The organism is Castellaniella daejeonensis (genome assembly GCF_039523555.1).
Classification (GTDB): domain Bacteria; phylum Pseudomonadota; class Gammaproteobacteria; order Burkholderiales; family Burkholderiaceae_B; genus Castellaniella; species Castellaniella daejeonensis.
In genome coordinates this window covers 42461-67185 of record NZ_BAAAFN010000014.1, presented here as the reverse complement: position 1 = coordinate 67185, position 24725 = coordinate 42461, and the positions used below count along the sequence as shown (strand labels likewise).

Annotated in this window: 24 protein-coding genes; 13 read left to right on the top strand and 11 right to left on the bottom strand. The window is 69.8% G+C overall.

Annotation, left to right across the window (positions count from 1 at the left end):
• Nucleotides 1-112 precede the first annotated feature (112 nt).
• The 4 genes from phaP to ABD022_RS09500 form a co-directional block, all read right to left on the bottom strand.
• The gene (phaP, locus tag ABD022_RS09515; RefSeq protein ID WP_325124063.1) at nucleotides 113-685 is read right to left on the bottom strand and encodes a TIGR01841 family phasin; all 573 of its coding nucleotides are present in this window, start codon (nucleotides 683-685) and stop codon (nucleotides 113-115) included.
• A gap of 220 nt (nucleotides 686-905) precedes the next feature.
• Entirely contained in the window at nucleotides 906-1736 is an 831-nt protein-coding gene (locus tag ABD022_RS09510; RefSeq protein WP_343821102.1) for an IclR family transcriptional regulator, read from the bottom strand.
• Between the two features lie 156 nt (nucleotides 1737-1892).
• Nucleotides 1893-2762 carry a competence/damage-inducible protein A gene (locus tag ABD022_RS09505; RefSeq protein WP_325124065.1) on the bottom strand — a complete coding sequence of 290 codons (870 nt, stop codon included), beginning with the start codon at nucleotides 2760-2762 and terminating at the stop codon, nucleotides 1893-1895.
• 12 nt (nucleotides 2763-2774) lie between these two features.
• Nucleotides 2775-3566, bottom strand: coding sequence for an EI24 domain-containing protein (locus ABD022_RS09500; protein WP_325124066.1), 792 nt, complete (start codon nucleotides 3564-3566; stop codon nucleotides 2775-2777).
• A gap of 100 nt (nucleotides 3567-3666) precedes the next feature.
• Between ABD022_RS09500 and ABD022_RS09495 the strand changes: the two genes are divergently transcribed.
• A complete protein-coding gene (locus ABD022_RS09495) occupies nucleotides 3667-4044 on the top strand; it encodes a thioredoxin family protein (protein WP_325124067.1) in 378 nt (125 codons plus the stop codon).
• A 19-nt stretch (nucleotides 4045-4063) separates the two neighbouring features.
• Here the strand turns inward: ABD022_RS09495 and ABD022_RS09490 are convergent, their stop codons facing one another.
• Complete coding sequence (locus ABD022_RS09490) at nucleotides 4064-5446, bottom strand: DEAD/DEAH box helicase (protein WP_343821100.1); 1383 nt, start codon at nucleotides 5444-5446, stop codon at nucleotides 4064-4066.
• A gap of 129 nt (nucleotides 5447-5575) precedes the next feature.
• On the opposite strand from ABD022_RS09490, the gene ABD022_RS09485 reads away from it, so the two are divergent.
• The 4 genes from ABD022_RS09485 to ABD022_RS09470 all read left to right on the top strand — a co-directional run bounded on the left by ABD022_RS09485 (nucleotide 5576) and on the right by ABD022_RS09470 (nucleotide 8357).
• A complete protein-coding gene (locus ABD022_RS09485; protein ID WP_325124069.1) occupies nucleotides 5576-6496 on the top strand; it encodes a branched-chain amino acid transaminase in 921 nt (306 codons plus the stop codon).
• A 60-nt stretch (nucleotides 6497-6556) separates the two neighbouring features.
• On the top strand, nucleotides 6557-6766 hold the full coding sequence (locus tag ABD022_RS09480) for a zinc-finger domain-containing protein (protein WP_325124070.1): 210 nt from the start codon (nucleotides 6557-6559) through the stop codon (nucleotides 6764-6766).
• A gap of 15 nt (nucleotides 6767-6781) precedes the next feature.
• Nucleotides 6782-7204, top strand: coding sequence for a YybH family protein (locus ABD022_RS09475; RefSeq protein ID WP_325124071.1), 423 nt, complete (start codon nucleotides 6782-6784; stop codon nucleotides 7202-7204).
• A 67-nt stretch (nucleotides 7205-7271) separates the two neighbouring features.
• Nucleotides 7272-8357, top strand: coding sequence for a YheT family hydrolase (locus ABD022_RS09470; RefSeq protein ID WP_343821097.1), 1086 nt, complete (start codon nucleotides 7272-7274; stop codon nucleotides 8355-8357).
• 45 nt (nucleotides 8358-8402) lie between these two features.
• Here the strand turns inward: ABD022_RS09470 and ABD022_RS09465 are convergent, their stop codons facing one another.
• The gene (locus tag ABD022_RS09465) at nucleotides 8403-9887 is read right to left on the bottom strand and encodes a M48 family metalloprotease (protein ID WP_325124073.1); all 1485 of its coding nucleotides are present in this window, start codon (nucleotides 9885-9887) and stop codon (nucleotides 8403-8405) included.
• A gap of 30 nt (nucleotides 9888-9917) precedes the next feature.
• The gene (locus ABD022_RS09460; protein WP_414647396.1) at nucleotides 9918-10775 is read right to left on the bottom strand and encodes a cytochrome c oxidase assembly protein; all 858 of its coding nucleotides are present in this window, start codon (nucleotides 10773-10775) and stop codon (nucleotides 9918-9920) included.
• Between the two features lie 82 nt (nucleotides 10776-10857).
• Here ABD022_RS09460 and ABD022_RS09455 point away from each other — a divergent pair, with 82 nt between their 5' ends.
• The 8 genes from ABD022_RS09455 (at nucleotide 10858) to ABD022_RS09420 (ending at nucleotide 19316) form a co-directional block, all read left to right on the top strand.
• Nucleotides 10858-12009, top strand: a complete 1152-nt coding sequence (locus ABD022_RS09455) for a Rossmann-fold NAD(P)-binding domain-containing protein (RefSeq protein WP_325124075.1) — start codon at nucleotides 10858-10860, stop codon at nucleotides 12007-12009.
• 36 nt (nucleotides 12010-12045) lie between these two features.
• A complete protein-coding gene (dusB, locus tag ABD022_RS09450) occupies nucleotides 12046-13056 on the top strand; it encodes a tRNA dihydrouridine synthase DusB (protein ID WP_325124076.1) in 1011 nt (336 codons plus the stop codon).
• An 18-nt stretch (nucleotides 13057-13074) separates the two neighbouring features.
• Nucleotides 13075-13314 (top strand): helix-turn-helix domain-containing protein, encoded by a 240-nt coding sequence (locus tag ABD022_RS09445; protein ID WP_325124077.1) that lies wholly within the window; start codon nucleotides 13075-13077, stop codon nucleotides 13312-13314.
• 41 nt (nucleotides 13315-13355) lie between these two features.
• Nucleotides 13356-14951, top strand: a complete 1596-nt coding sequence (gene purH, locus ABD022_RS09440; RefSeq protein WP_325124078.1) for a bifunctional phosphoribosylaminoimidazolecarboxamide formyltransferase/IMP cyclohydrolase — start codon at nucleotides 13356-13358, stop codon at nucleotides 14949-14951.
• The gene (gene ruvC / locus ABD022_RS09435) at nucleotides 14951-15499 is read left to right on the top strand and encodes a crossover junction endodeoxyribonuclease RuvC (protein WP_325124079.1); all 549 of its coding nucleotides are present in this window, start codon (nucleotides 14951-14953) and stop codon (nucleotides 15497-15499) included. The genes purH and ruvC overlap by 1 nt, the downstream gene beginning before the upstream one ends.
• Before the next feature lie 61 nt (nucleotides 15500-15560).
• A complete protein-coding gene (gene ruvA, locus ABD022_RS09430) occupies nucleotides 15561-16145 on the top strand; it encodes a Holliday junction branch migration protein RuvA (RefSeq protein ID WP_343821093.1) in 585 nt (194 codons plus the stop codon).
• A 13-nt stretch (nucleotides 16146-16158) separates the two neighbouring features.
• The gene (gene recQ, locus ABD022_RS09425; RefSeq protein ID WP_343821092.1) at nucleotides 16159-18078 is read left to right on the top strand and encodes a DNA helicase RecQ; all 1920 of its coding nucleotides are present in this window, start codon (nucleotides 16159-16161) and stop codon (nucleotides 18076-18078) included.
• A 59-nt stretch (nucleotides 18079-18137) separates the two neighbouring features.
• The gene (locus ABD022_RS09420) at nucleotides 18138-19316 is read left to right on the top strand and encodes an MFS transporter (protein ID WP_325124082.1); all 1179 of its coding nucleotides are present in this window, start codon (nucleotides 18138-18140) and stop codon (nucleotides 19314-19316) included.
• 31 nt (nucleotides 19317-19347) lie between these two features.
• On the opposite strand, the gene ruvB is transcribed toward ABD022_RS09420, so the two are convergent.
• The 4 genes from ruvB to ABD022_RS09400 form a co-directional block, all read right to left on the bottom strand.
• On the bottom strand, nucleotides 19348-20409 hold the full coding sequence (ruvB, locus tag ABD022_RS09415; protein ID WP_325124083.1) for a Holliday junction branch migration DNA helicase RuvB: 1062 nt from the start codon (nucleotides 20407-20409) through the stop codon (nucleotides 19348-19350).
• An 81-nt stretch (nucleotides 20410-20490) separates the two neighbouring features.
• A complete protein-coding gene (locus ABD022_RS09410) occupies nucleotides 20491-22248 on the bottom strand; it encodes a ClcB-like voltage-gated chloride channel protein (protein WP_343821091.1) in 1758 nt (585 codons plus the stop codon).
• A gap of 13 nt (nucleotides 22249-22261) precedes the next feature.
• Nucleotides 22262-23311 (bottom strand): cytochrome d ubiquinol oxidase subunit II, encoded by a 1050-nt coding sequence (locus tag ABD022_RS09405; protein ID WP_325124085.1) that lies wholly within the window; start codon nucleotides 23309-23311, stop codon nucleotides 22262-22264.
• Nucleotides 23308-24639 carry a cytochrome ubiquinol oxidase subunit I gene (locus ABD022_RS09400; RefSeq protein WP_325124086.1) on the bottom strand — a complete coding sequence of 444 codons (1332 nt, stop codon included), beginning with the start codon at nucleotides 24637-24639 and terminating at the stop codon, nucleotides 23308-23310. The genes ABD022_RS09405 and ABD022_RS09400 overlap by 4 nt, the downstream gene beginning before the upstream one ends.
• Nucleotides 24640-24725 lie beyond the last annotated feature (86 nt).

The window sequence follows — 24725 nt, the reverse complement described above, 5'->3', positions numbered from 1 at the left end:
AAAAACGAAACCCCGGGACTGGCGTCCCGAGGTCCTGCCCCGTCCGGGCCTGAGCCCGGACCGGATCGTGCCTGGGCCGGCCGGCGGAACCCGCCGGCGCGGCCGGTACGGATCAGTTCGCGGCGCGGCGCGAGCGCGAGCCGGTCTTGGCGGCCTTGCCGACATCCGCGGCGGCCTTCAGGGTGGCGTTGGTCGCGGCGGCGAAGTTCGACTCGGCGGCGCTGGCGGCCTGGCGGGCAGCCTTGGAAGCGGATTCGTAGGCGTTGGTCGCGGTGGCCAGCGAGGACTTCAGCAGCGCCACGGCGCCTTCGGAACCCGTGGGGGCATTGCGGGCGAACTGCTCGACCGCTTCGGACACCTGCTTCTGGCCCTGGGCCAGCTGGGCTTCGGCCAGCTTGCTCAGGTCGCCCTGGATGTCGGCCAGGATTTCGTAGACGTCCTTGCCATAGGCCACGGCCTGCTCCGGACGGACCAGGGCGGACGTGAAGGCCAGCAGTTCCTGGGCGTCCTTCAGCTCGGCGGCCTCATGGGACTTCTGGGCGACGTCTTCCAGGGCGGACTTGGCGGCCTTCAGGTTCAGGTCGACCAGCTTTTCGAAACCATTGAAGAACGTGCCCTGGACAGCCAGCAGGTTGTCGATGACGGCCTTCTGGGAGGCCAGCAGGGATTGTTGATTTGCGCTCATGATGACTCCTTGTCGATAGTAGAAGGTTTCCTCAGAGGCACAATGCCCGGCACCTTCCCGTTCGCAGCGTTTTGCTGCAACGCACAAATCAAATTTTATAGGAATGGCAAGCGATGTCAACTTATTTTGTTGCGCCGCAACAAAATAAGTCGGGGAGGAGAAATTAGGTCGGGGACGATCCGGGCGGCGGGATGACCGCCCGGCTGCGCAGGGCCCATGTTCAGTGCTGGGCCTCGTAGCCCAGGGCCTCGGAAATACGGGCACTGGTGCTCATCAGCAGCGGGATCCAGTCATCGCGCATGCGCTCGGCCGGAGCCGACAGGGACAGCCCGGCCAGCAACGCCCCGGTGTCGTCATAGATGCCGGCCGCAATGCAGCGCACCCCGAGCTCGAGTTCCTCGTTGTCGCGCGAATAGCCGTGCCGGCGCACCAGCGCGAGTTCTCGTTCGAGCTGGTCGATTTGGGTGATGCTGTTGCGCGTGGTGCCCGCCAGCCCCGTGCGCATGGCGTAGCTGCGCACGCTGCGGGCATCCCACATGGACAGGAACAGCTTGCCGGTCGAGGTCAGGTGCAGGGGGGCCCTGCCGCCGATGGCGCGCACCACCTGCATGCCGGACCGTTCGCTCCAGGCCCGCTCGATGTAGACGATTTCGTCGCCCTGGACGAGCGACAGGTTGACCGTCTGGCCCGTCTGGCGATGCAGTTCGTGCATCGGGCCTATGGCGGCCTCGCGCACGTCCAGCCGCCCCTTGACCAGCGAACCGAGTTCCAGGAGCCGCATGCCCAGGCGGTACAGGCCACTGTCGACGCGCTCGACATACCGGCCCACGGCCAGATCGGCCAGGATGCGGTGTGCCGTGGAAGCATGCAGCCCCGTGGCCGCCGACAGTTCCTTCAGCGTGACCGGATCACGTTGCCCGGCCAGGACATCGAGGATGCGCATGGCGCGGTCCAGCACCTGGATCGTCACCGAGCCATGATCGCCGGCCGCGGAAGCGAGGGCCGGACTGCCTTGTGAGGACGAAGCGGAAGAATGGGAAAGTCGTGCCATGGATTCGCTTTGTTGCATTGCGCCATTTTTCCATACTATGAAAAAATGCTTCGCATGGCAAGCACTTTCTGGGGGCCATGGCCCAGTCGCCCGGCAGCGCCGGTGAGCTTTGACCAATAGACCGCGCCCGCGGCGCGCCTGCCGTCCGGCGCGGCATCAGGCCGGTGGATCGAGCCTGCCGCCCAGCGACAGGACTTCGCTCCGCAGCCAGACCAGGGCCTCGGCCGCGGCATCCGGGGCACCCTTGACCCCCAGCTCGATGTGCGGCGGGCCGCCCGCGTCGCCCACGTTGGGCAGGCTGAAGGCGCGGATCCCCGCCCAGCGGCGTTCCAGCGATTCGAGCGCCGGGGTGATGCGCGATTCCGGCAGGCCGAACACCAGGAAGGAATGCTCGACCCGCGACTCGCAATGGTGCCACCGGGCATAGCGCGTATCCAGCGTCCAGGCCATCATGGCGTGCGCCATGACCGGAAAGCCTGGCATGAAGCTGTGGTCATGGATGAAGAAGCCGGGAATCTTGTTGTAGCTGTTCGGGATGATCTCCGAGCCCACGGGGAACACACCCATCTGCAGCCGCTGCTGGTTTTCGGGGGTGGACATGTCGGCACTGCCCTGGCCCTTGGCGGCCATCTCGGCGCAACGTTCGCCGATCAGGCGGGCAGCCTCGGGATGCAGCGCCAGCGGCACGCCCAGGGCACGCGCGGCGGCCTGGCGGGTGCGGTCATCCGGAGTGGCCCCGATGCCGCCGCAACAGAACACGATGTCGGACGTGGCAAAGCTGCGGCCCAGGCATTCGACGATATCGTCCTCGTCGTCGGAAATGAACTCGGCGGCGTGCAGCCGCAGCCCGCGCTCCTGCAGCAGTTCGATCAGCCGGGAAAAATGCTTGTCCTGGCGGCGCCCGGACAGGATTTCATCGCCGATGGCGATCAGGCGGACGCGCGGCGGCGTCTGCGGAATCGGGCAGGCATCGGGCCCGCAAGCGGATTGAACCGGTGAAACGGCAGCATGGTCGACGGATGGCATCGGGTTTCCAGATCAGAGTTCGATGACGGTTTCGGCCCGCAGGCGGCGGATGGCCTCCAGGCAGAAATGAGCGTACACCAACGCCGAGAAGACCGGCATCACCAGCCAGAACAACGGGATCAGGTTGACGACGGCAAGGCAGGCCGCGATCAGCCACAGCTGGCGATTGTGGCGCCGCCACAGCAACCGGCGCTCGGACTGGCTGGCATGCTCGATCATGGCGTCCACGCGCAGCATGCGGTTCAGCGCGAAGGCCCACCAGAACACCGGCAGCACCAGGGCCATGGGCGGGATCAGCCACAGGGGCATGGTGAACAGCCAGCCCAGACAGAACAGGATCCCGACCCAGGTCGCATTCCAGATGCCCAGCGCCGCGGTGTTGCGGCCCTGACGGCTCAGCCCCTGGTAGTCGCGGCGTTCCAGGTGATGCAGCACGATGGGCATCACGAACACGGCGGCGATCACCAGGCCCAGGATTCCCGCCATGGGCAGGAGCAGTCCCGCCGCCAGCAGCGGCACCAGCCACAGCTTCAGCGAAAACAGGCCCACGGCGACGAGCCAGCCGTCGATGGTGTTGAACAGGCCCCAGGACGAGGCTTCCTGGTCGAGCCAACCGGTCAGCGGCTGCCAGAAGAACCACAGCAGCAGGACCGCGCCCAGGAAGGCAATCACGAACGGCAGGAACAGGGCCGCAATCATGCGCGGGTGCAGTTGGCTGGCCGCGGCGCGGCGGAAGGCCTGGCCGACCAGCGCCAGGCCTTGGGAAGCACGGGGATTGCGCAGGGCGAGGTCTTGGTGCGTCATACGGCGGAATGATCCTTGGAGTGATCCGGTCGGGCTGCGCGGGACAGTCCGCGCAGAACCCATACAATCATCTTATTCAAAGAACAGGATGCCTGTCTGCATGAAATTGTTTGATCCGCACGCCGATCTTCAGGCCCTGCGCGACCGGCTGGCCGCCGATGCCGGCCGCCGCGTGGCCTGCTACTGCGCCGCCTGGTGCCGCACCTGCGATGCCTGGCGCCCCCTGCTCGAGACCCTGGCCGACGAATACCCCGGCTGGACCTTCCTGTGGGTGGACGTCGAGGACAGCCCGGAATGGCTGGGCGACGAAGACATCGAGAACTTTCCCACGATCCTGGTGCAGGATCGGGCCGGCACGCGCTACTGGGGGGCGGTGCAGCCGCGCGCCGAGCATCTGCGGCGGCTGATCGACGGCGCCCAGGAACTGCCCGTGCTGGCAGGCGGCCCCGGCAGCCTGGACACGCTGGCCGGGGGCTAGACGGGCTGATTTGCCGGGCTTACTTGCCGCCGCCCAGCAGGACGCCCACGGACCGGCGGGACGGCACCACGGCCGGACGCGACTGCGCTTCGGGGTTCGGTTCGGGCGCCGGTGCGGCGGGCTCGTAGGGCCGGGAGAAGAAATCGTCCTGCGGCGCCTGGGGCGCGCCGCGCCAGCCTGCCGGACCGGCATGGCCCCCCGCCGGACGGCGGCGGGCGACCACGCGCGGCAGTTCGAGTTCGCCGCGCGGAATCTTGACCTTGATGAGCTTCTCGATTTCCTGCAGGTAGCGCTCTTCTTCGGGGGCGAACAGCGCGATGGCTTCGCCCGATGCGCCCGCCCGGCCGGTGCGGCCGATGCGGTGGACGTAGTCTTCCGCATTGCGCGGCAGGTCGTAGTTGATCACGCAGGGCACGCCGGCCACATCCAGGCCGCGCGCCGCCACGTCGGTGGCAACCAGCACTTCCAGCGCGCCGGCCTTGAATGCGTCCAGCGCCTTCATGCGCTCGATCTGGGTCTTGTTGCCGTGGATCGATTCGGCGCGCACGCCGTCCTGCTCGAGCTGGCGAGCCAGGCGGCTGCAACCGATCTTGGTGTTGGAAAAGACGATCACCTGGCTGAGCTGGCGGGATTTCACCAGATGCACCACGGCCCGGCGCTTGGCCTCGCCTTCGAGGGGATAGGCGATCTGGGTGACGGTGTCGGCCGTGGCGTTGGGGCGAGCGACCTCGACTTCGACCGGAGTACGCAGGAAGGTGCGGCCGAGCTTGCGGATTTCCGGGCTGAAGGTTGCCGAGAACAGCAGGCCCTGGCGGCCCGGCGGCAGCAGCCGCATGATGCGGTCCAGGTCGGGCAGGAAGCCCATGTCCAGCATGCGGTCGGCCTCGTCCAGCACCAGGATGCCGACCTGGCCCAGATTGACGTTGCGCTGCTCGACATGGTCGAGCAGGCGGCCCGGCGTGGCGATCAGGATTTCGCAGCCCTGGCGCAGCAGGTCGCGCTGCGGCCGGATGTCAACCCCGCCGAACACCACCGCCGTGCGCAGGGGCACGAACTTGCTGTACTGGGCGACGTTGGCATGCACCTGGTCGGCCAGTTCGCGCGTGGGCGTCAGGACCAGGGCGCGCACCGGATGGCGCGCGGGCGAGGCGCTGCTGTTGGCGAAGGGCATCAGCCGATGCAGGATCGGCAGGGAAAAGGCGGCGGTCTTGCCGGTGCCCGTCTGGGCGGCACCCATGACGTCGCGGCCGGACATGGCGATGGGGATGGCCTTGGCCTGGATCGGCGTGGCGGACACGTAGCCGGTGGCCTCGATGGCCTGCATGATGCCGGGGTGCAGGCCGAACTGGGCGAACGGAACGGGCGCCTCGGGGGCGGAGTCTTGGGAAGTGGAGTCGGTCATTCGTAGGATTGGGTGCGCAGGCACCCGGAAATCCGGCCCCACGCGTTCATGAACTCCTCATTTTAGCGTGCATCGCCGAGTGCCGGGCAATTGGTACAATGTATCCCTGACAAATTCCGGGAGACGGCGATGTCCATGGCTGATCGAGATGGGGTGATCTGGTACGACGGCAAACTGGTGCCCTGGCGCGATGCGACCACGCACGTGCTGACGCACTCGCTGCATTACGGGCTGGCCGTCTTCGAAGGGGTGCGCGCCTACCGCACCGACCACGGCACCGCGATCTTCCGCCTGGAAGACCACACCAAGCGCCTGTTCAACTCCGCGCACATCTACCAGATGAAGATTCCCTTCTCGCGCGAGGCGATCTCCGAAGCCCAGATCGAGGTCGTGCGCCGCAACGAACTCGAATCCTGCTACATCCGGCCCCTGGTGTTCTACGGCTCCGAAAAGATGGGCGTCTCGCCCCGTGGCGCCTCGGTCCACGTTGCGATCGCCGCCTGGCCCTGGGGCGCCTACCTGGGCGAAGAAGCCCTGAAACAAGGCATCCGCGTCAAGATCTCGTCCTACGCCCGGCAGCATGTCAACGTCACCATGCCGCGCGCGAAGATCGCCAGCACCTACGCCAATTCCATCCTCGCCAACGCCGAGGCGCTGGACCACGGCTACGACGAAGCCATCCTGCTGGACACCCAGGGCTTCGTGGCCGAAGGCTCCGGCGAGAACCTGTTCATCGTGCGCGACGGCGTCGTCTACGAACCCGACATCGCCTGCGCCCTGACCGGGATCACGCGGGCGTCCATCCACCAGATCGCCGCCGACCTGGGCCTGCGGGTGGAATCGCGCCGGCTGACCCGCGACGACCTGTACATCGCCGACGAAGCCTTCTTCACGGGCACGGCGGCCGAAGTCACCCCGATCCGCGAAATCGACGGCCGCCAGATCGGCGCCGGGGAACGCGGGCCGATCACCACCCAGCTCCAGAAGGCCTTCTTCGATGCGGTATCCGGCAAGACGCCGAAATACCACCATTGGCTCTCCAAGGTCTGATCCTTCAACCCGAACCCCAACCCGGACGCCCCGCCGATCCGGCCCCTATCAGGAAACACCATGAGCAGCGTGCCCGAAACCGCCAGCAACCAGGACATCGTCGAAGTCGGCGCCGAAGACCTGCCGGTCTATTGCCCCGGCCCCAAGGCACCCCTCTGGAGCCAGCACCCGCGCATCTACATCGAGGTCGTCAAGAACAAGGTGGCGCGCTGCCAGTACTGCGGCACCCGCTACGCCCTGCGCGAAGGCGAAAAGGTGCACGGCCACTGATCCCGATCCGACCCCATGTTCCCGACGCCCGAAGAAGCGGAATACGCCTTCTACGAAGCCATGCGCCAGGGCGACATCGCCCTGATGATGCGCGTATGGAGCGATGACGAAGACGTGGCCTGCATCCACCCGGGCGGCCTGCGCACCCTCGGCCCCCGGGCCGTCCGGGAAGGCTGGGAGCACATCTTCGCCAACGGCCAGGTCGCCGCGTTCCCGGCCCAGGTCAAGGCCATGACGGGGGTGATGAGTGCCATCCATGTGCTGATCGAACAGATCACGGTCGATACCCCGCGCGGCAAGGACACGCTGAATTTCTACACCACCAACATCTACCAGAAAGGCCCCGAGGGCTGGCGGATGATCGTGCACCATGCTTCGGCGGCGCCCCGCGAGGCCGAACTGTTCGACCGGCCCGATCCCGCCCGCACTCTCCACTGACCGCCATGAGCGTGCAGGGCTTTTCAGAACGCGGATACCCGGGTGCGCGGCGCGGAGGCGAAACCTCATGACCGCACGCATCGACACCAGCCCCTGTCCCGTGCCGGCCTGGCTGCCGGGCGGCCATGCGCAGACACTGTACGGGGCATTCTGCGCCCAGCATTCCGCCCTGCATTTCGTGCGCGAACGGGTCGACACGCCCGATGGCGACTTCATCGACCTGGACTGGTGCGGCCCCGGCCTGAATCCCAATCTGCGGCCCGACGGCCAGGCATCGCCACACGAGTCCGGCCTGGTGGGCACGGCAGCGCGGCGCTGGCTCGAAGCGGCCGACTGGTCCGCGCTGGCGGGCGACGCCCCCGCCCTGATCCTGTTCCACGGCCTCGAGGGCAGCAGCCTGAGCCCCTACATGCAGGCGATCGCCCATGATTTCCGCGCCGCCGGCTGGATCGTGGCCGCGGCGCATTTCCGCGGTTGTTCGGGCGTGCCCAACCGCATGGCGCGTGCATACTACAGCGGCGATTCGGCCGAGATCGACTTCATGCTCGGCCATGTCCGCGCCCGCCTGCCCGACGCTCGATGGCATGCCGCCGGAATCTCGCTGGGCGGCAACGCCCTGCTGAAGCTGCTCGGCGAATCGAACTGCACGCCCCACGGGCTGCACGCCGCGGCCGCGGTATCCGTCCCGATGGACCTGGCCGCATGCGGCCGCCACCTGTCGGATACGTTCTGGGGCCGGCAGCTGTATTCCCGCCACTTCCTGCGCAGCATCCGCCGCAAGATCTTCGATAAGGCCCGTGAATTTCCCGGCTCGGTGGACGTATCGCGCACCCAGAGCATGCGCAGTCTGCGCGAATTCGACGACCTGTACACCGCGCCCATGCACGGCTACCTGAATGCGCTGGATTACTGGACCCGGGCGGCCAGCCTGCCGCTGCTGCCGTCGATCCGCACGCCCACGCTGGTGCTCAATGCCCGCAACGATCCCTTCGTGCCCGAAGCCTCGCTGCCGGGGTCCAGGGACGCATCCGGCGACGTGCTGCTGCACCAGCCGGCCCTGGGCGGCCATGCGGGCTTCGTCACCGGCATGTTCCCGGGCCACCTGCGCTGGCTGCCGGCGCGGCTGCTGCGGTTCTTCAACACCGGCGCCTGAATCCGGGCCGCCCCACGGCCGCCGTCGCAAGGCCCGTTGCCGAGCCTATTTCTTGAATGGTTCCAGCAGCGCGCGCTGATTGTCCAGCCGTTCGCGCAGGGCGCGGATGCGCGTGTCGAGCCGCGACTGGGCGTAGAAATCCTTCGACAGCGTCCGCGCCTGCTGCAGGTGCTCGACCGCGGTGGGTAGCGCGCCGGTCTGCTCGAAATAACTTGCCATGGCTTCATGCGCCTCGACTTCGCGGCCCAGGCGCTCCAGGCTGGTCGCCAGCAGTTTTTGGAATTCCGGCGTCTCGGGCCACTGCCGGGTGGCAGCCTGCAGGAAATCCGCGGCAGCCGCATCCTGGCCTGCCTTCTGCAAGGCGCGGGCGCGCTCGTCGGCCACCCCCTGGCTGTCGGGCCAGCGCTTCCAGGCGGCAGCGGAGACGTCCACGGCGGCGGCCGCACCCTGTGCGCCGGCCAGCTGGATCGCCAGCATGTCCAGCTGCGGCGCCGCTGCCTGCACGGATTGCGCCTGGGCCAACTGCGCCCGGGCGCTGGCCAGGTCGCCCTCGGCCTTGCCCAGCGAGGCCAGGCCGTAGTAGGCGGCGGCCTGGCGCACGCCCGAGAGGTCGCGCGCCTCGCTGCGCAAGGTCTGCTTCAGGCGCTGGCGGTCCGCGTGGCTGCGTGCCTGGATCAGGGCGAGACGGGCACGCACGAACCAGAACTCGGGGTCGGGCGTGACCGCGGCGGCGGGCTGGCCTTCGATGCGGTTCTCGATGTCCGACAGGCGCTGGATGGACAGCGGGTGGGTCGAGGCATAGCCCCCGCCAGTCCCCTCGTTCAGGCGCGAGGCGTTCATCAGGCGGCGGAACATGGCCAGCATGCCCTGCGGATCGAAGCCGGCCTGGCGCATCATCTGCAGCCCCGCCCGGTCTGCCTCTTGCTCGGCACCCCGCGAAAAGCCGAGCTGCCGGTCGATGGCGGCGGCCTGGCCGAAGGTGGCGACCCCCATGGCGAGATCGCCCTGGCCGGCCAGGGCCGCCAGCAGGGCGCCGACCAGGCTGGCCACCATGATGCCTGTGCCCTGGGATTGCTGCGCAATGCCCCGGGCGATGTGGCGCTGCATGACGTGGCCGATTTCGTGCGCAAGCACGCCCGCCAGTTCGGATTCGCTTTGCGCCCCGACCACCAGCCCGCTGTGCACGCCGATGTAGCCCCCCGGCAGGGCAAAGGCGTTGATCGAGGGATCGCGCACGGCGAACACGGTGATGTCCTGGGCCAGCGCCTGGGGTGCGTGGGCAGCCAGCTTGCGGCCGAGTGCGGTCAGGTACTGATTGATGTCCAGGTCGCCGATATAGGTGGGATCCTGGCGGCCCTGCTCCATGATGGCCTGGCCCAGGGTGCGCTCGACCGCAGGAGACAGTTCCGATGAGGAAACCGCGCCCATCGAGGGCAGTCCCATGGGCTGGGCCCAGGCGTGCGGCATGCCCGCCGCCAGGATGCCGGCCAGGCCCAGGCCCACGCCCGTGCGCCGCATCCAGGTCTTCATGGGGTTCCTCCGCCCGCGGTCATGGCCCGATCAGGCTGCGTTCGCCGGCCGGGCGGCCGCACGCCGCCGGGGCTGCGGCAGGCGGTTGCGGGCCGACAGCCGCATCAGGGTACCCAGGGCCACCAGCAGCCCGAACGTCTCGATCAGGCCCGCCGGCACCCACATGATCAGCCCGCCGATCACCTGGTCGTCCAGCGCGCTGAAACCGGGCAGCGCACGGCCGCACAGATCGAATACCGGATAGATGTCGTGTTCGGAAAAGACGATCACAGCGCCGGCGACCATCTGCGGCGCCATGGTGAAGACGGGCGAGAAGATCCGTCCCCCGGGAGACATCGCCGCCGGCGGATGGGGCCGCCGGTCCAGGATCAGGTTCCAGTACATGACCCCGGTGATCACCACCGCCCAGTTCATGAGCCGGTAGAGCCGCCAATCGAGCATGGAATAGAACTGCACGGTGGGCTCCAGCCAGACCAGCACCATCAGCAGGAACAGCAGGGGCACCAGGAAACGGTGCGTGGCCAGGGCTTCCAGGAGGCGGACCGGCCCGGGGCGGCGGCGGGCGGCCGCCAGCCGGGTGCGCCAGGCCAGGGGCAGCCCGGCGCGCATCACCTGGCCCGGATAGGCGCTCATGACCAGCAGCGGCCCCAGGTGGTGAAGGACGAGGTGCTGGAGACGGTGGATGAAGAACATCCGCTCGGCGTAGTAGTCCAGCTGCGTATGCATGGACAGGTACAGCATGACCCAGCCGATCCAGAACAGGGACTGGCGCAGGACGCCGACGCGATGCACCCGGCAGCCGCGCACGAACAGCCATGCCGACGCCACGAAAGCCAGCACCAGGGCAGGCGAGAATTCCCAAGGCTGCAGCCAGGCAAGCACGTCCATGACGGGCCGATTCATCCAGAATAACGCGATCCGGCTAGTTTAAAGCATTCTAAAATGGTCGTTTTTCGCCGCCCGAACAACCATGGCCATTCCGACCTACGACATCGCCATCCTGGGATCCGGCCCGGTCGGCTGCGCCCTGGCCCTGAGCCTGGCGGACGCGGCCCCGGATCCCGCGCGCATCGCCCTGATGGGCCCCGCGCCCGCGCCGCGCCCGGCGGGCCAGTCCATCGATCCGCGCGCCCTGGCCCTGAACCACGGCAGCCGCCGTTTCCTGGAAACGCTGGGCGCCTGGCCCGGGCACGCCGCCGACATCCTGACCGTGCATGTCTCCCAGGCCGGGCACCTGGGCCGCACCCTGATCGACCATGCCGAACTGGACGTCCCGCGGCTGGGCTGCGTGGTGGCCTACGACGAACTGCTCGAGACGCTGTACGCCGGCGTGCGCCGCGCCGGCGTGACCCTGCTGCCGGAACGGCCGCCGCGGCCACTGGCAGGCTCGCCCGTGCGCCTGATGCTGGCGGACGGGCCGCGCACCGCGCGACTGGCGCTGCTGTCCGACGGGGCCCGCCCGCAGGGCCTGCATCGGGAATACGGCCAGCATGCCGTGCTGGCAACCGTGCGGGCCGCCGCCCCGCTGCCGGGCCGCGCTTTCGAACGCTTCACCCGCACCGGTCCGCTGGCCCTGCTGCCGCACCCGGCCGGCGACGCGCTCTACAGCCTGGTCTGGTGCGTGCCGCCGGAACGCGCCCGGATCCTGACGGGCCTGCCGGACGCCGCGTTCGACGCGGCGCTGCAGGCCGCCTTCGGCCAGCGCCTCGGCCGCCTGCGGCGGATGGGCGAGGCCCACGCATTCCCCCTGTCGCTGCACGCGGGGCCCGGCCTGCTGGGGCGCGGCCTGGTGGCCGTGGGCAACGCCGCCCAGACCCTGCATCCGGTCGCCGGCCAGGGGCTGAACCTGGGCCTGCGGGACGTGGCCCAGCTGGCCCAGGTCCTGCGGCCCTGGCTGGCGGCGCCCGATGCGCCGCTCCAGCCCCTGCTCGAACGCCACGTCCGGCGCCGCCGCCCGGATCGCGCGCTGACCCTGGGCATCACCGATGCCCTGCCGCGCCTGTTCGCCACGGGCAATCCGCTGGTCCGCCACGCCTGCGGCCTGGGTCTGGCCGCCCTGGACCTGCTGCCGGCGCTGCGCAAGCCCCTGGCCCGCCACCTGCTGCAGGGCCAGCGGCTGTAGGGGCCGCCCGACCCCGAACGGCCTACAATGCCCGCCATGCGCATCGGATCCTGGACCCTGTCCCACCCCGTCTGTGTGGCCCCCATGGCGGGGGTCACCGACCGCCCCTACCGTCGCCTGTGCAAGGCCCTGGGGGCGGCCTACGCGGTCTCGGAAATGGCAGCCAGCAACCCGCGCCTCTGGGACAGCGTGAAGACATCGCGCCGCCTGAACCACGACGGCGAGCCCGACCCGGTGGCGGTGCAGATCGCCGGGGCCGATCCCGACATGCTGGCCGAGGCCGCCGTGTTCAACATCCGCAAGGGCGCTCGCATCATCGACATCAACATGGGCTGCCCGGCGAAAAAGGTCTGCAACGTCGCCTCCGGCTCGGCGCTGCTGCGCGACGAGGCCCTGGTGGCCCGCATCCTGGACCGCGTCGTGTCCGCCTGCGCCCCGCTGGGCGTGCCCGTCACCCTGAAGACCCGCACCGGCTGGGACCGCGACAGCCGCAACGCCGTGCGCATCGCCCGCCTGGCTGAAGACTGCGGCATTGCCGCCCTGACGCTGCACGGCCGCACCCGCTGCGACCTGTACGCAGGGCAAGCCGAATACGACACGCTCCGGGAAGTCCGCCGGGAAATCCGCATCCCGCTGATCGCCAACGGCGACATCGACTCGCCGGAGAAGGCCCGCCGCGTCCTGGATTACACTGGAGCCGACGCCATCATGGTCGGCCGCGCCGCCCAGGGACGGCCCTGGATCTTCCGCGAAATAGCCCACTACCTGGCGCACGGCACCCATCTGCCCCCGCCCACCTACGGCGAACTGCGCGAGCATCTGCTGGGCCACCTGGAAGATCACTACACTTTCTACGGTGAGCGCACCGGCGTGCGCAGCGCCCGCAAGCACATCGGCTGGTATCTGGCCGGACTGCCGGGCGCCGACACGCTGCTGCCGCGCATCATGGCGCTGGACAGCACCGCGCAGCAGTCCGACGCCCTGCGGCAGTGGTTCGACGAACAGCCTGCCGATGCCGTCCTGGAAACCGCGCCTTCCCTTCACTGATTCTCAGATCGATCCAACATGAGCACCACCACCCCCCTGGCACAAGCCGTCCGCGAACAGCTCGAGCGCTATTTCGAAGACCTGGGCGAGTCCACCCCGCACGACATGCTTTCCATGGTCGGCCTGTGCGTGGAACGCACCGTCCTGGAAGTCGCGATGGAACGCACCGGGGGCAACCAGACGCGCGCGGCCGACATGCTCGGGATCACGCGCGGCACCCTGCGCAAGAAGCTCCAGGCGCACCAGATCCAGGCCTAGGGCCGCTCATTCCGTTTTTCCCATCCTCCCCAGTTGCCGACATGACCATCCAGACCGCACTGATCTCCGTGTCCGATAAATCGGGCATCGTCGAATTCGCCCAGGCCCTCGCTCAACGCGGGGTCGCCATCCTGTCGACCGGCGGCACCGCCCGCCTGCTGTCCGAGGCCGGCCTGAAGGTCACCGAGGTCGCCGCCCACACCGGTTCGCCCGAAATCCTCGACGGCCGCGTCAAGACCCTGCATCCGCGCATCCACGGCGGCCTGCTGGCACGGCGCGACGACCCCGCGCACCTGCAGACGCTTAAAGAGCAGGACATCCCTCCCATCGACCTGCTGGTGGTCAACCTGTACCCGTTCCAGCAGACGGTCGCCAGGCCGGACTGCATCCTGGCCGACGCCATCGAGAACATCGACATCGGCGGGCCCGCCATGCTGCGCTCGGCGGCCAAGAATCACGGTTCGCCCAATGGCGGCGGCGTCACCGTGGTGATCGACCCCGCCGACTACCCGCGCGTGCTGGCCGACATGGACGGCCCGGCCCGCCAGCCGTCCTACGGCCTGCGGCTGGAGCTGGCCGCCAAGGTCTACGCCCATACCGCCGCCTACGACGGCGCCATCGCCGCCTACCTGAGCAGCCTGGCGGCGCGCGAGCCCGCCCCTTCCGAAGTCCCCGAACGCGAGACCTGGCCGCGCGTGCTGACCGTGCAGATGCGCCGCGAGCAATCCCTGCGCTACGGTGAAAACCCGCACCAGGGCGCTGCCTTCTATCGCGACGCCCAGGTGGGCGCGGGCCTGCTGGCCGGCTACCGCCAGATCCAGGGCAAGGAGCTGTCCTACAACAACATCGCCGACGCCGATGCCGCCTGGGAATGCGTGCGCAGCTTCCAGGCCGGCGCCTGCGTCATCGTCAAGCACGCCAACCCCTGCGGCGTGGCCCTGGGCGCGGACGCCCTGTCGGCCTACCGCCAGGCCTTCAAGACCGACCCGACCTCGGCCTTCGGCGGCATCATCGCCTTCAACACCCCGGTGGACGAAGAGACCGCGCGGGCGGTGAGCGAGCAGTTCCTGGAAGTCCTGATCGCCCCCGCCTACACCGGCGCCGCCCTGAGCCTGCTGGCCGCGAAGAAGAACGTGCGCGTCCTGGAAGTGCCCCTGGGTTCGGCCCACAACCCCTTCGACCTGAAGCGCGTCGGCGGCGGCTGGCTGGCCCAGGATCCCGACAACCTGCAGGCCACCGAGGCCGACGTGCGCGTGGTCACCCGCCTGGCGCCCACCGCCGAACAGATGCGAGACCTGCTGTTCGCCTGGAACGTGGCCCGCTTCGTCAAGTCCAACGCCATCGTATTCTGCGGCCAGGGCATGACGCTGGGCGTGGGCGCAGGCCAGATGAGCCGCGTCGACTCGGCCCGCATCGCCTCGATCAAGGCCGAGAAGGCGGGCCTGACGCTGCAAGGCTCGGCGGTCGCCTCGGATGCCTTCTTCCCGTTCCGCGACGGCCTGGACGTGGTGGCCGACGCCGGCGCGGCCTGCGTCATCCAGCCGGGCGGCAGCATCCGCGACGACGAGGTCATCGCGGCGGCCGACGAACGCGGCGTCGCCATGGTCTTCACCGGCGCCCGCCATTTCCGGCACTGATGATCATCCTCGGGGTCGATCCGGGCTTGCGGCGCACGGGCTTCGGCGTGATCGAGGCCCGGGGCGCGCGGCTGCGCTACGTGGCCAGCGGCACCATCGTGGTGCCGCCCGCCCTGCCCCTGCACGGACGCCTCAAGGTGATCCTGGACAACCTGCGCGAGGTCGCCCGCGATGTGCGGCCGGACCAGGCGGCGCTGGAAAAAGTCTTTCTCAATGCCAACCCGGCCTCGACGCTCCTGCTGGGCCAGGCGCGCGGCGCCGCATTGTGCGCCCTGGCAGACTGCGGCCTGGACGTCCAGGAATACACCGCCCTGCAGATCAAGAAGGCCGTGGTCGGCACCGGCCGGGCTTCCAAGGAACAGATCCAGGCCATGGTGCGTCATCTGCTGTCGCTGGATGGCGAGCCGGCGCCCGACGCCGCCGATGCGCTGGCCTGCGCCATCTGCCATGCCCACTGCGCGCCGCTGGCCGGACGGTTGCAGGCGCTGGCGCCCGAAACCCTGTCCACGGGCCGGCGGCGCCTGCGCACCGGACGCCTGGTGTCCTGATGGACACCGGATCCCCCATGCGGGCCGCGCCCCGCACCCACCCCGAACGACGGAGTCCGCCATGATCGGCCGCATCACCGGCACCCTGATCGAGCTGTCCCCCCCCACGATCTGCGTCCAGGCCGGGGGCCTGGGCTACGAGATCGACGTGCCCATGAGCACCCTCTACAAGCTGCCCCCCGTCGGCCAGTCCGTGACCCTGCTCACCCACCTGGCGATCCGCGAAGACGCCCATGTCCTGTACGGTTTCGCCACGCCGGCCGAACGCAGCGCCTTCCGGGCCCTGATCAAGGTCAGCGGGATCGGCGCGCGCACGGCCCTGGCCGTGCTCTCGGGTCTGAGCGTGGAAGACCTGGCCGACGCGGTCGAGCATCAGGAATCCGGCCGCCTGGTGAAGGTGCCCGGCATCGGCAAGAAGACCGCCGAGCGCCTGCTGCTGGAATTGCGCGACAAGCTCGGCGCCATCCCGGGGCAGGTCCGCCCGGACGGCGCGCCCGCCGCCACGGGCGGCAGCGACGTGCTCAATGCCCTGCAGGCCCTGGGCTATTCCGCCGCCGAGGCCCGCCGCGCCATGAGCACCCTGCCCGAAGGCCTGAGCGTGTCCGACAGCATCCGCCAGGCCCTGAAGGCCCTGGCGCGCGGCTGAGGCCGGAGCCGGCATGCACGAAGAAGCCCTGATGCCGTTCTGGGACGAGGACGGCCAGCCCCTGGACTTTCCGGACGGCGGCCGCCACGCGCCGCCGCCCGCGGCGCCGCGCTACGAAAGCGCGCTGGATGCCCTGCGCGAAGTCTTCGGCTACGAGGCCTTCCGGGGCGAGCAGCAGTCCGTCATCGACCACATCATCGGCGGCGGCGATGCCCTGGTGCTGATGCCCACGGGCGGGGGCAAGTCCCTGTGCTACCAGATCCCCGCCCTGGTGCGCCCGGGTACGGGCATCGTCATCTCGCCGCTGATCGCCCTGATGCAGGACCAGGTCGACGCCCTGCTGGAACTGGGCGTGCGGGCGGCCTTCCTGAATTCGTCGCAGACGCCCGGCCAGGCCCGGGAGGTCGAGCGCGCCTACCTGCGCGGCGAACTGGACCTGCTGTACGTGGCGCCCGAGCGCCTGCTGACCCCGCGCTGCCTGGAACTGCTCGACGGCGGCCGGATCGCCCTGTTCGCCATCGACGAGGCCCACTGCGTATCGCAGTGGGGCCACGATTTCCGGCCCGAATACCAGGAGCTCAAGCTGCTGGCCGAGCGCTGGCCCGGCGTGCCGCGCATCGCCCTGACCGCCACCGCCACCGCCGCCACGCGCGCCGATATCGTCGCCTGCCTGTCGCTGGACGACGCGCCGCAGTTCGTCGCCAGCTTCGACCGGCCCAACATCCGCTACAGCATCGTCGAGAAGCACGAGGTGCGGCGCCAGCTGCTGGATTTCATCCGCGCCGAACATGCCGGGGAATGCGGCATCGTCTACGCCCTGTCGCGCTCGCGTGTCGAGCAGACGGCGGAATTCCTGTCGCGCAACGGCATCGCCGCCCTGCCCTACCACGCCGGCCTGGACGCCCGGACCCGCGCCGAACACCAGGCCCGCTTCCTGCGCGAGGACGGCATCGTCATGGTCGCCACCATCGCCTTCGGCATGGGGGTCAACAAACCCGACGTGCGCTTCGTCGCCCACATCGACCTGCCCAAATCGATCGAAGGCTACTACCAGGAAACGGGGCGCGCCGGACGCGACGGGCTGCCCGCCGACGCCTGGCTGGCCTACGGCCTGCAGGATGTGGTGCAGCAGCGGCGCATGATCGACGATTCCGAGGGCGACGCCCTGCACCAGCGCCGCCAGATGCGCCAGCTGGATGCCATGCTGGCCCTGTGCGAGACCGTCACCTGCCGCCGCCAGGATCTCCTGGCCTATTTCGGCCAGGAGATCGAGCCCTGCGGCAACTGCGACACCTGCCTGGAGCCGCCCGCTGCCTGGGACGGCACGGTGGCGATGCAGAAACTGCTTTCGGCGGTCTACCGCCTGTGGCGCGAACGCGGCCAGCGCTTCGGCGGCGGCCACCTGATCGACATCCTGCGCGGCCAGGAGACCGACCGGGTGAAGCAGCACGGACACGACACGCTCAGCGTCTTCGGCGTGGGCGCCGACCTGTCGGCGGACGCCTGGCGCGGCATCCTGCGCCAGGCCCTGGCGCTGGGCCTGCTGACGGTGGACCTGGAAGGCTACGGCACCCTCGCGCTCACCGAGGCAAGCCGTGTCGTGCTGAAGGGCGAGCGTACCCTGATGCTGCGGCCCGTGGCCACGAAACGCGCCAGGCCCAGCCGGCAGCGCACCACCACGGCGGCGCAGCTGGATGCGTTGCCCCCCGATGCCCTGGCCCGTTTCGAGCACCTGCGCGCCTGGCGCGCGCGCACGGCCCGCGAACACAATGTGCCGGCCTACGTGATCTTCCACGACGCCACGCTGCGCGAGATCGCCCTGCGCAATCCCGACAGCCTGGATGCACTGGCCGGCGTCAGCGGCGTGGGAGCACGCAAGCTGGAAATCTACGGTCCCGACGTGGTCGCCTGCGTCGGGCAGATCCGCGACTAGCGGCCCGGACCGGCACGGCGCGCCATCGATCCCCGGTTCCCGACACCCCAGGACGCCCCATGACCTTCAGGACTCAGGCCTCCATCACCTGGCTGCTGTGCGCCTGCTGCTTCGCCAGCATCGCGTCGATGCGGGCCTGCGACACGCTGCTGCCCGCGATCGGCGCGGAATTCGCCGCCAGCACCGGCGAAGCCGCCCGGACCGTGTACACATTCGCCATCGCCTACGGCGTGTTCCAGCTGTGCTTCGGCCCCCTGGGCGACCGCTACGGCAAGCTGCGGATCATCGCGCTGTGCGCCCTGGCCTGTGTCATCGGCAACGGCCTCGCCTTCCTGGCCGCCGGCCTGGACCAGCTGGTGCTGGCCCGCATCCTGTCGGGCGCCTGCGCAGCCGGCATCTTTCCGCTGGCGATGGCATGGATCGGCGACAACGTGCCTTACGAAACCCGCCAGACCGTCCTGGCCCGGCTCGTGGGCGCCAGCGTGACCGGCGTGCTGGCCGGGCAATGGCTCAGCGGCCTGATTGCCCAATGGTCCGACTGGCGCCATACCTTCCTGGCGCTGGCGGCCGCGTTCCTGGGGGCCGGCGGACTGCTGCTGAAGGCCGCGCTGGATGGATCGCGGCAGCGCCACGCCGCCGCCCCCGCGCTGCCGGCGCGGCAGGCGCTGCGGGAAATCCTTGCATCGCCCACGGCCCGCTCGATCCTGACGGTCACTTCGATCGAGGGCGCACTGGCGTTCGGCGCCCTTGCCTTCATTCCCAGCGCGCTGCAGCGCCACCATGACGTGTCTTTATCCATGGCAGGCGGCATCGCCGCCTGCTACGGTATCGGCGGCTTCGTCTACGCGCGCCTGGCCGCTCGCCTGCTGCGCAGCCTGGGCGAGCCCGGGCTGGCGCTGCTGGGCGGGCTGATGCTGTGCGCCGGCTTCGTATCCCTGGCCTATGCCCCCACCCTGGCCCTGACCCCGCTGGCCTGCGCGCTGGCCGGCTTCGGCTTCTACGGCCTGCACAACACCCTGCAGACCCAGGCCACGCAGATGGCGCCCGCCGCGCGCGGCATGGCCATGTCCCTGTTCGCCTGCGTGCTGTTCCTGGGTCAGTCGGTGGGTGTCATGGCGGCGGCCTGGGTGGCCGACCATGGCCGGGACACCTGGGTCTTCGCCCTGGCCGGCGCCGGGCTGCTGGCACTGTCCCTGGAAGTTGCGCGGCGCACGCGGGCGCGGCAGCAGCACGCCTGAGCGGCACGCCCTGCCGGGCGGGCCCGGCAGGCTAGAACAATTCCGGTTCCGATCCGCCCGCCGGCGCCTTCAGCCCCAGGTGCTGCCAGCAGCGGCGCGTGGCCATGCGCCCGCGCGGCGTGCGCTGCAGGTAGCCGTGCTGGATCAGGTAGGGCTCGATGACGTCCTCGATGGTGTCGCGTTCTTCGCCGATGGCGGCAGCCAGGCTGTCCACCCCGACGGGGCCGCCATCGAACTTGTGCACGATGGCTTCCAGCAGCTTGCGGTCCATCAGGTCCAGGCCCTGGGGATCGACTTCCAGCATGGCGAGCGCTGCCTGGGCGGTTTCGGCGTCGATGCGGCCGCCCGCCCGCACATCGGCATAGTCGCGCACCCGGCGCAGCAGGCGGTTGGCGATGCGCGGCGTGCCGCGCGAGCGGCGGGCGATCTCGGCGGCGCCGTCGTCGGTGGTGTCCGCGCCCAGCAGGCCGGCGCTGCGCCGCACGATATGGGTGAGTTCGTCGGGTGTATAGAATTCCAGCCGCGACACGATGCCGAAGCGGTCGCGCAGCGGATTGGTCAGCATGCCGGCGCGCGTGGTCGCCCCCACCAGGGTGAAAGGCTGCAGGTCGATCTTGACGCTGCGGGCCGCGGGGCCTTCGCCGATCAGGATGTCGATCTGGAAGTCTTCCAGCGCCGGGTAGAGGATTTCCTCGACCACCGGGGACAGGCGGTGGATTTCGTCGATGAACAGGACGTCGTTGCGCTCGAGATTGGTCAGCATGGCGGCCAGGTCGCCCGGCCGCTCCAGCACCGGACCCGAGGTCTGGCGCAGCTGCACGCCCATTTCGTGGGCCACGATGTGCGCCAGGGTCGTCTTGCCCAGGCCCGGCGGACCGAACAGCAGCACGTGATCCAGCGATTCGCCGCGCTGGCGGGCCGCGGCGATGAAGATGTCCAGCTGCTCGCGCACCCGCTGCTGGCCGACGTAGTCCCCCAGCGACTTCGGCCGCAGGGCGCGTTCGATGGAGTCTTCGGCGCGCGAGGCCACGTCCGGGGTGACCAGGCGGGGTTCGGGCGGGCGGGCCGACAGGGAATCTGCTTGGATGACCATGAAAAGGCTGTTCCGATATCCAGTACCGGGATTATGCCATCACCGTGCCGCGGCGCGGTCGCGCAAGGCCGCCGCGCGCGTTCACGGACGCTCGCGGCGCGGCGGCAGCACGAAATCGGCCTCGCCGTCCAGCGCCCGTTTCAACTGCGAATAGCGCTCCAGCAGGTCGGACTTGTAGACCACGCCCAGCAGCCGGGCGGGCCGGTCGCGGCTGACCACCGGCAGCCTTTCTCCCTGGAAGGCGCTGAACTGGGCCTGGGCCTCGTCCAGGCTCAGGTCGGGATACAGGGGCTTGACGAAGTCCAGGCGCAGCACCTCGCCGCAGACCTTGGACTGCACGTCGGTCTCGGCCAGCATCATGCGGGTCAGGTCCTGCTGGGCGATCACCCCCTGCCAGGCGCCTTCGGCGTCGACCACGTACAGATACTTCACCGGATAGTCCAGGAACATCTCCTGCGCCCGGCGCACGGGCGCATCCGTGCGGATCACGGTTTCCGCCGGCCGCATCAGGCTGTCCAGCCGGGCATGGCGCAGGCGCTGGCGCAGCGCCTGGTTGTCCTCGTGATGCAGCGTGACCTGGTACATCACCGCCTGAGCCAGGCCGCGCGACACGAAATACGCCGCCACGCAGGCCAGCACCAGCGGCAGCACCATCTGGTAGCTGAGCGTCATCTCGAAGATCATCAGGATCGCCATGAAGGGCGCACTGGTCGCGGCCGCCAGGAAGGAGCCCATGCCCACCAGGGTCAGGACCGCGCCATGGCCCGACAGCGCGGGCCACACCTCCCCCAGCCCCTGGGCAAACAGCGAACCCAGTGCCGCGCCGACGAACAGGGTCGGGGTGAACACCCCGCCCACGGCACCCGAGCCCGCCGTCAGCGACGTCGCCAGCACCTTGCACAGCAGGATCCAGAGCACGGCCTGCCAGGCCTGGGGCTGATGCAGCAGGGATACGACCACGCTGTAGCCGTTGCCCGCCATCTGCGGCATGCCGACCAGCACGCCCCCGAGCAGCAGGCCGCCCAGGGCCAGGCGCAGGGGCAGCGGCAGGCCGGTGCGGCCGAAGAGCGACTTCACCCCGTGGATGCAGCGCAGGAACTGCGGCGCGCCCACCCCGGCCAGGACGCCCAGGGCCAGGCTGGGCAGCAGCAGGCCGGGCGGGACGGCTTCCAGCCCGGGCATGGCGTACAGCGCCTCGTAGTGGCCGCTCAGCCGCATGACCAGGTTGGACACGGCGGCGGCAACCAGCAACGGGCCGAAATTCTGGAAGGACATGGAGCCGAGGATGATTTCGCCCACGAACACGGCCCCCGCGATGGGCGCGCCGTAGGCCGCCGAGACCCCGGCCGCCGCGCCGCAGGCCACCAGCAGGCGCAGATGGGCCGTGCCAGAGCGCAACAGCCGCCCGATCACCGATCCGCACAGGGCGGCCAGGTGGACCATGGCACCCTCGCGGCCGATCGATCCGCCCGTCGCGACCGTGCACAGCGAGGACAACGAACGAAGCAGGCCCTGGCGGACCGACATCTTCCCGTCGCCGATGGCCACGGCTTCCATGTAGTCGGAATGCGCGTCGCGCGAAACGCGCCGTGCGGCCACCAGCAGCCACCCGGCGCACAGACCGCCCACGGCCGGCGCCAGCAGGCGCAGCCACCAGGGCAGGTCGCGCGTCACCCGGGTGATGGCCCCCGAATGCCCCGCGAACAGCCACTGGATTCCATGGATGCCGGCGTGGAAGGCGATCGTCACGAGAGCGCCGCCGACGCCGGCCAGCGCCGCCCAGCACAGCATGGCGACCGCACCGTCGGCACGCAGGTGCAGATCCGGCCCGCGCATCATGCAGCCCCTGCGGCTAAGGCCTGAAATCCGGCGGGCTGGGCGGCCGCGACCGGCCCAGCATGCGCCAGTACACCCGGAGATTGAAGATCAGCGCCACCGGCAGTGCGATCACCACGGCCGACAGGGCCAGGCGCAGGGTCGCCACGGGCGCGGCGGCATCCCACAGCGTGATTTCGTCGAGCACCAGGTAAGGGAAGAAACTATAGGCCAGGCCGCCCAGCACGATCAGCACGATCACCAGCACCAGGGCATAGGGCAGGGCCGAGGCGCGATAGCTGTGGCTGATCATGCGCTGCAGCGTCATTTCCGTCAGGACGAAGCACGCCAGCAGGGTGCTCCAGACCAGGCCGACCGCCAGCCAGTGCGAACCGTCGCCCCATTTCAGGAACACCCCCGCATTGGAGAAATCCAGCACCACCGACACACCCACGGCCCCCACGGCCCCCCAGCGCAGGGTCCGGCGCGCCCAGCCCACGGCGCGCACGCGCAGTTCGCCGGCCTCGCGCATCATCAGCCAGGCGGCGCCCAGCAGGCTGTAGACCGCCACGGCGCAGCCGCCCATCAGGATCGCGAAGCCGGTATTGCCCCCGCCCGGCTGGTAGGCCACCGCCACCCGCGCCAGGATGTAGCCGTGGGAAAACGCGACCAGCACGGCCCCCGCCCCGAAACCGAACTGCCAGCGCCCCTGGTGCTCGGCCGGCGCCCGCAGGCGCCATTCGAAGCACACCGAACGCAGCATCGTGCCCAGGGCAAGCAGCGACAGCGGCAGGTACAGGCGCCCCAGGGTCTGGGGCCAGGCGTAGGGAAACGCCACCGCGAACAAGCCGACGCCCAGGAACACCCAGAATTCGTTGGCATCGCGCCAGGGGCCCAGCAGCGACAGCATGCGAGGCCGCAGGGCGGGCGGCGCCACCAGGGACACGCAGCCCACGCCGATGTCGAAGCCGTCCAGGAGCACGCCCGCCGCGACGGTGGCGAAGAACACGGCCATCAGCGCCAGGGGGATCCAGAAGGCCGGGTCCTGGGCGCCCAGGCCCAGCAGAGCTGCCAGTGAATCGATCATGCGCGTCCCCGATGGCGGGCAACCGGCACCACGCCGTAGCGGGTGGCGTGCCGCAGCAACTGATGAAAACCCGCGGCCAGCGCGCCGTAGACGGCAAGCTGCAGGCACAGGACGAACCAGAGCGCGCCCTCGCCGGCGGTCGTGCCGATCTCGCGCAGCGACACCGTGCCCTGGATGGCGTAGGGCAGGCTGCCGATCAGCAGGTGCCCCCAGCCCGCCGCCTGCAACAGCGCTGCCAGCCAGGCCATGGCCCGCAGGCCGATGCGGCCGGCGCGCGACAGATGGTCGGGCTCATAACCCAGGCGACGCCCCCGCCACAGTGCCCATGCCGCCAGCGCGGCCAGCAGGCCCGTCAGCAGCACGGCCAGCCGCGCCGTCAGGTAGGTGGCGACCAGGGGCGGCCGGATGCCGGCCAGGTCGTTCAGCCCACGCAGCGGGCCATCGGCAGGCAGCCGCACCCAGGACGGCCATTCGGCGGGCCCCGGCAGCCGCCAGGCGTCCCTCCCCTGGGCCTCGTCGGGCCAGGCCGCCAGGGACAGGCGCTCGGGCGGGCCGCTGGTCCATTGCGGCACGACGGCCGCCACGCGGGCCGGCTGCAGCGGCAGCAGCTCGCGCCCCAGGGCCGCCACCAGCAGCGTCTGCAGCACCAAAGCCAGCAGCACCAGACGCAACGCCCCGGCGTATACGCTGCGGTCCCCCGCATCGCTGGGGCGGACTTCCGTGCGCCAGGCGGTCACGGCCAGCATCAGGGTGACCGCCAGCAGCAGGCCGCCGGCCAGCAGCACGCCGAACAGCACCGGCGCGATGCCGCCCAGCAGTTCGAGCCAGTCGGACACCTGGTAGCGGCCATCGGACAGGACCGCGCCGGTGGGCCACTGCAGCCAGGCCAGCAGCACGGAAATCCACCAGGCCGTCAGCGACGTGCCGACCGCCACCATGCCCACCACCAGCGTGTGGGCGCGGTCGGACAGGGACCGCTGCCCGTACAGCATGGCCCCCAGGAAGCAGGACTTGAAGATGAAGGACGTCAGCACGGCCATGCCCACCAGCGGACCCGCGACCTCGCCTGCCCGTTCCATGAAGCCCGGCCACAGCGTGCCGATCTGCAGCAGCAGCGGCACGCTGGCGGCGAAGCCGAGGATCAGGGACAAGGCGAACACGCGCGCCCAGAAGCGATAGGCGAGCAAGGCCGCCTGACTGTGCCGGGCGCGCAGCCGGAAGCCGAACAAGACCCAGGCCAGGCCCAGTTCCAGTGCCAGGAAGAACAGCACGAAGCCAAGGCTCAGGTAAAACTGGGACAGCGACAGAACCCATGCGGTTTGCGTCATAATGTGCGCTAGTTTATATGAACCCCCTTCGAGCCTGTACGCCTTTTGCGGCCCCGCCGGCCGCCCCCGCGCGAACATGGCAAAAT

Bases quoted from the DNA above. Each gene is read 5' to 3' on its own strand.
- ABD022_RS09400 (WP_325124086.1), bottom strand. From the start codon at position 24,639: ATGACGCAAACCGCATGGGTTCTGTCGCTGTCCCAGTTTTACCTGAGC.
- ABD022_RS09485 (WP_325124069.1), top strand. From the start codon at position 5,576: ATGTCCATGGCTGATCGAGATGGGGTGATCTGGTACGACGGCAAACTG.
- ABD022_RS09500 (WP_325124066.1), bottom strand. From the start codon at position 3,566: ATGACGCACCAAGACCTCGCCCTGCGCAATCCCCGTGCTTCCCAAGGC.
- phaP (WP_325124063.1), bottom strand. From the start codon at position 685: ATGAGCGCAAATCAACAATCCCTGCTGGCCTCCCAGAAGGCCGTCATC.
- ABD022_RS09480 (WP_325124070.1), top strand. From the start codon at position 6,557: ATGAGCAGCGTGCCCGAAACCGCCAGCAACCAGGACATCGTCGAAGTC.
- ABD022_RS09510 (WP_343821102.1), bottom strand. From the start codon at position 1,736: ATGGCACGACTTTCCCATTCTTCCGCTTCGTCCTCACAAGGCAGTCCG.
- purH (WP_325124078.1), top strand. From the start codon at position 13,356: ATGACCATCCAGACCGCACTGATCTCCGTGTCCGATAAATCGGGCATC.
- recQ (WP_343821092.1), top strand. From the start codon at position 16,159: ATGCACGAAGAAGCCCTGATGCCGTTCTGGGACGAGGACGGCCAGCCC.
- ABD022_RS09475 (WP_325124071.1), top strand. From the start codon at position 6,782: ATGTTCCCGACGCCCGAAGAAGCGGAATACGCCTTCTACGAAGCCATG.
- ABD022_RS09490 (WP_343821100.1), bottom strand. From the start codon at position 5,446: ATGACCGACTCCACTTCCCAAGACTCCGCCCCCGAGGCGCCCGTTCCG.
- ABD022_RS09465 (WP_325124073.1), bottom strand. From the start codon at position 9,887: ATGAAGACCTGGATGCGGCGCACGGGCGTGGGCCTGGGCCTGGCCGGC.
- ABD022_RS09405 (WP_325124085.1), bottom strand. From the start codon at position 23,311: ATGATCGATTCACTGGCAGCTCTGCTGGGCCTGGGCGCCCAGGACCCG.
- ABD022_RS09470 (WP_343821097.1), top strand. From the start codon at position 7,272: ATGACCGCACGCATCGACACCAGCCCCTGTCCCGTGCCGGCCTGGCTG.
- ruvC (WP_325124079.1), top strand. From the start codon at position 14,951: ATGATCATCCTCGGGGTCGATCCGGGCTTGCGGCGCACGGGCTTCGGC.
- dusB (WP_325124076.1), top strand. From the start codon at position 12,046: ATGCGCATCGGATCCTGGACCCTGTCCCACCCCGTCTGTGTGGCCCCC.
- ABD022_RS09455 (WP_325124075.1), top strand. From the start codon at position 10,858: ATGGCCATTCCGACCTACGACATCGCCATCCTGGGATCCGGCCCGGTC.
- ABD022_RS09495 (WP_325124067.1), top strand. From the start codon at position 3,667: ATGAAATTGTTTGATCCGCACGCCGATCTTCAGGCCCTGCGCGACCGG.
- ABD022_RS09410 (WP_343821091.1), bottom strand. From the start codon at position 22,248: ATGATGCGCGGGCCGGATCTGCACCTGCGTGCCGACGGTGCGGTCGCC.
- ABD022_RS09460 (WP_414647396.1), bottom strand. From the start codon at position 10,775: ATGGACGTGCTTGCCTGGCTGCAGCCTTGGGAATTCTCGCCTGCCCTG.
- ruvA (WP_343821093.1), top strand. From the start codon at position 15,561: ATGATCGGCCGCATCACCGGCACCCTGATCGAGCTGTCCCCCCCCACG.
- ruvB (WP_325124083.1), bottom strand. From the start codon at position 20,409: ATGGTCATCCAAGCAGATTCCCTGTCGGCCCGCCCGCCCGAACCCCGC.
- ABD022_RS09505 (WP_325124065.1), bottom strand. From the start codon at position 2,762: ATGCCATCCGTCGACCATGCTGCCGTTTCACCGGTTCAATCCGCTTGC.
- ABD022_RS09420 (WP_325124082.1), top strand. From the start codon at position 18,138: ATGACCTTCAGGACTCAGGCCTCCATCACCTGGCTGCTGTGCGCCTGC.
- ABD022_RS09445 (WP_325124077.1), top strand. From the start codon at position 13,075: ATGAGCACCACCACCCCCCTGGCACAAGCCGTCCGCGAACAGCTCGAG.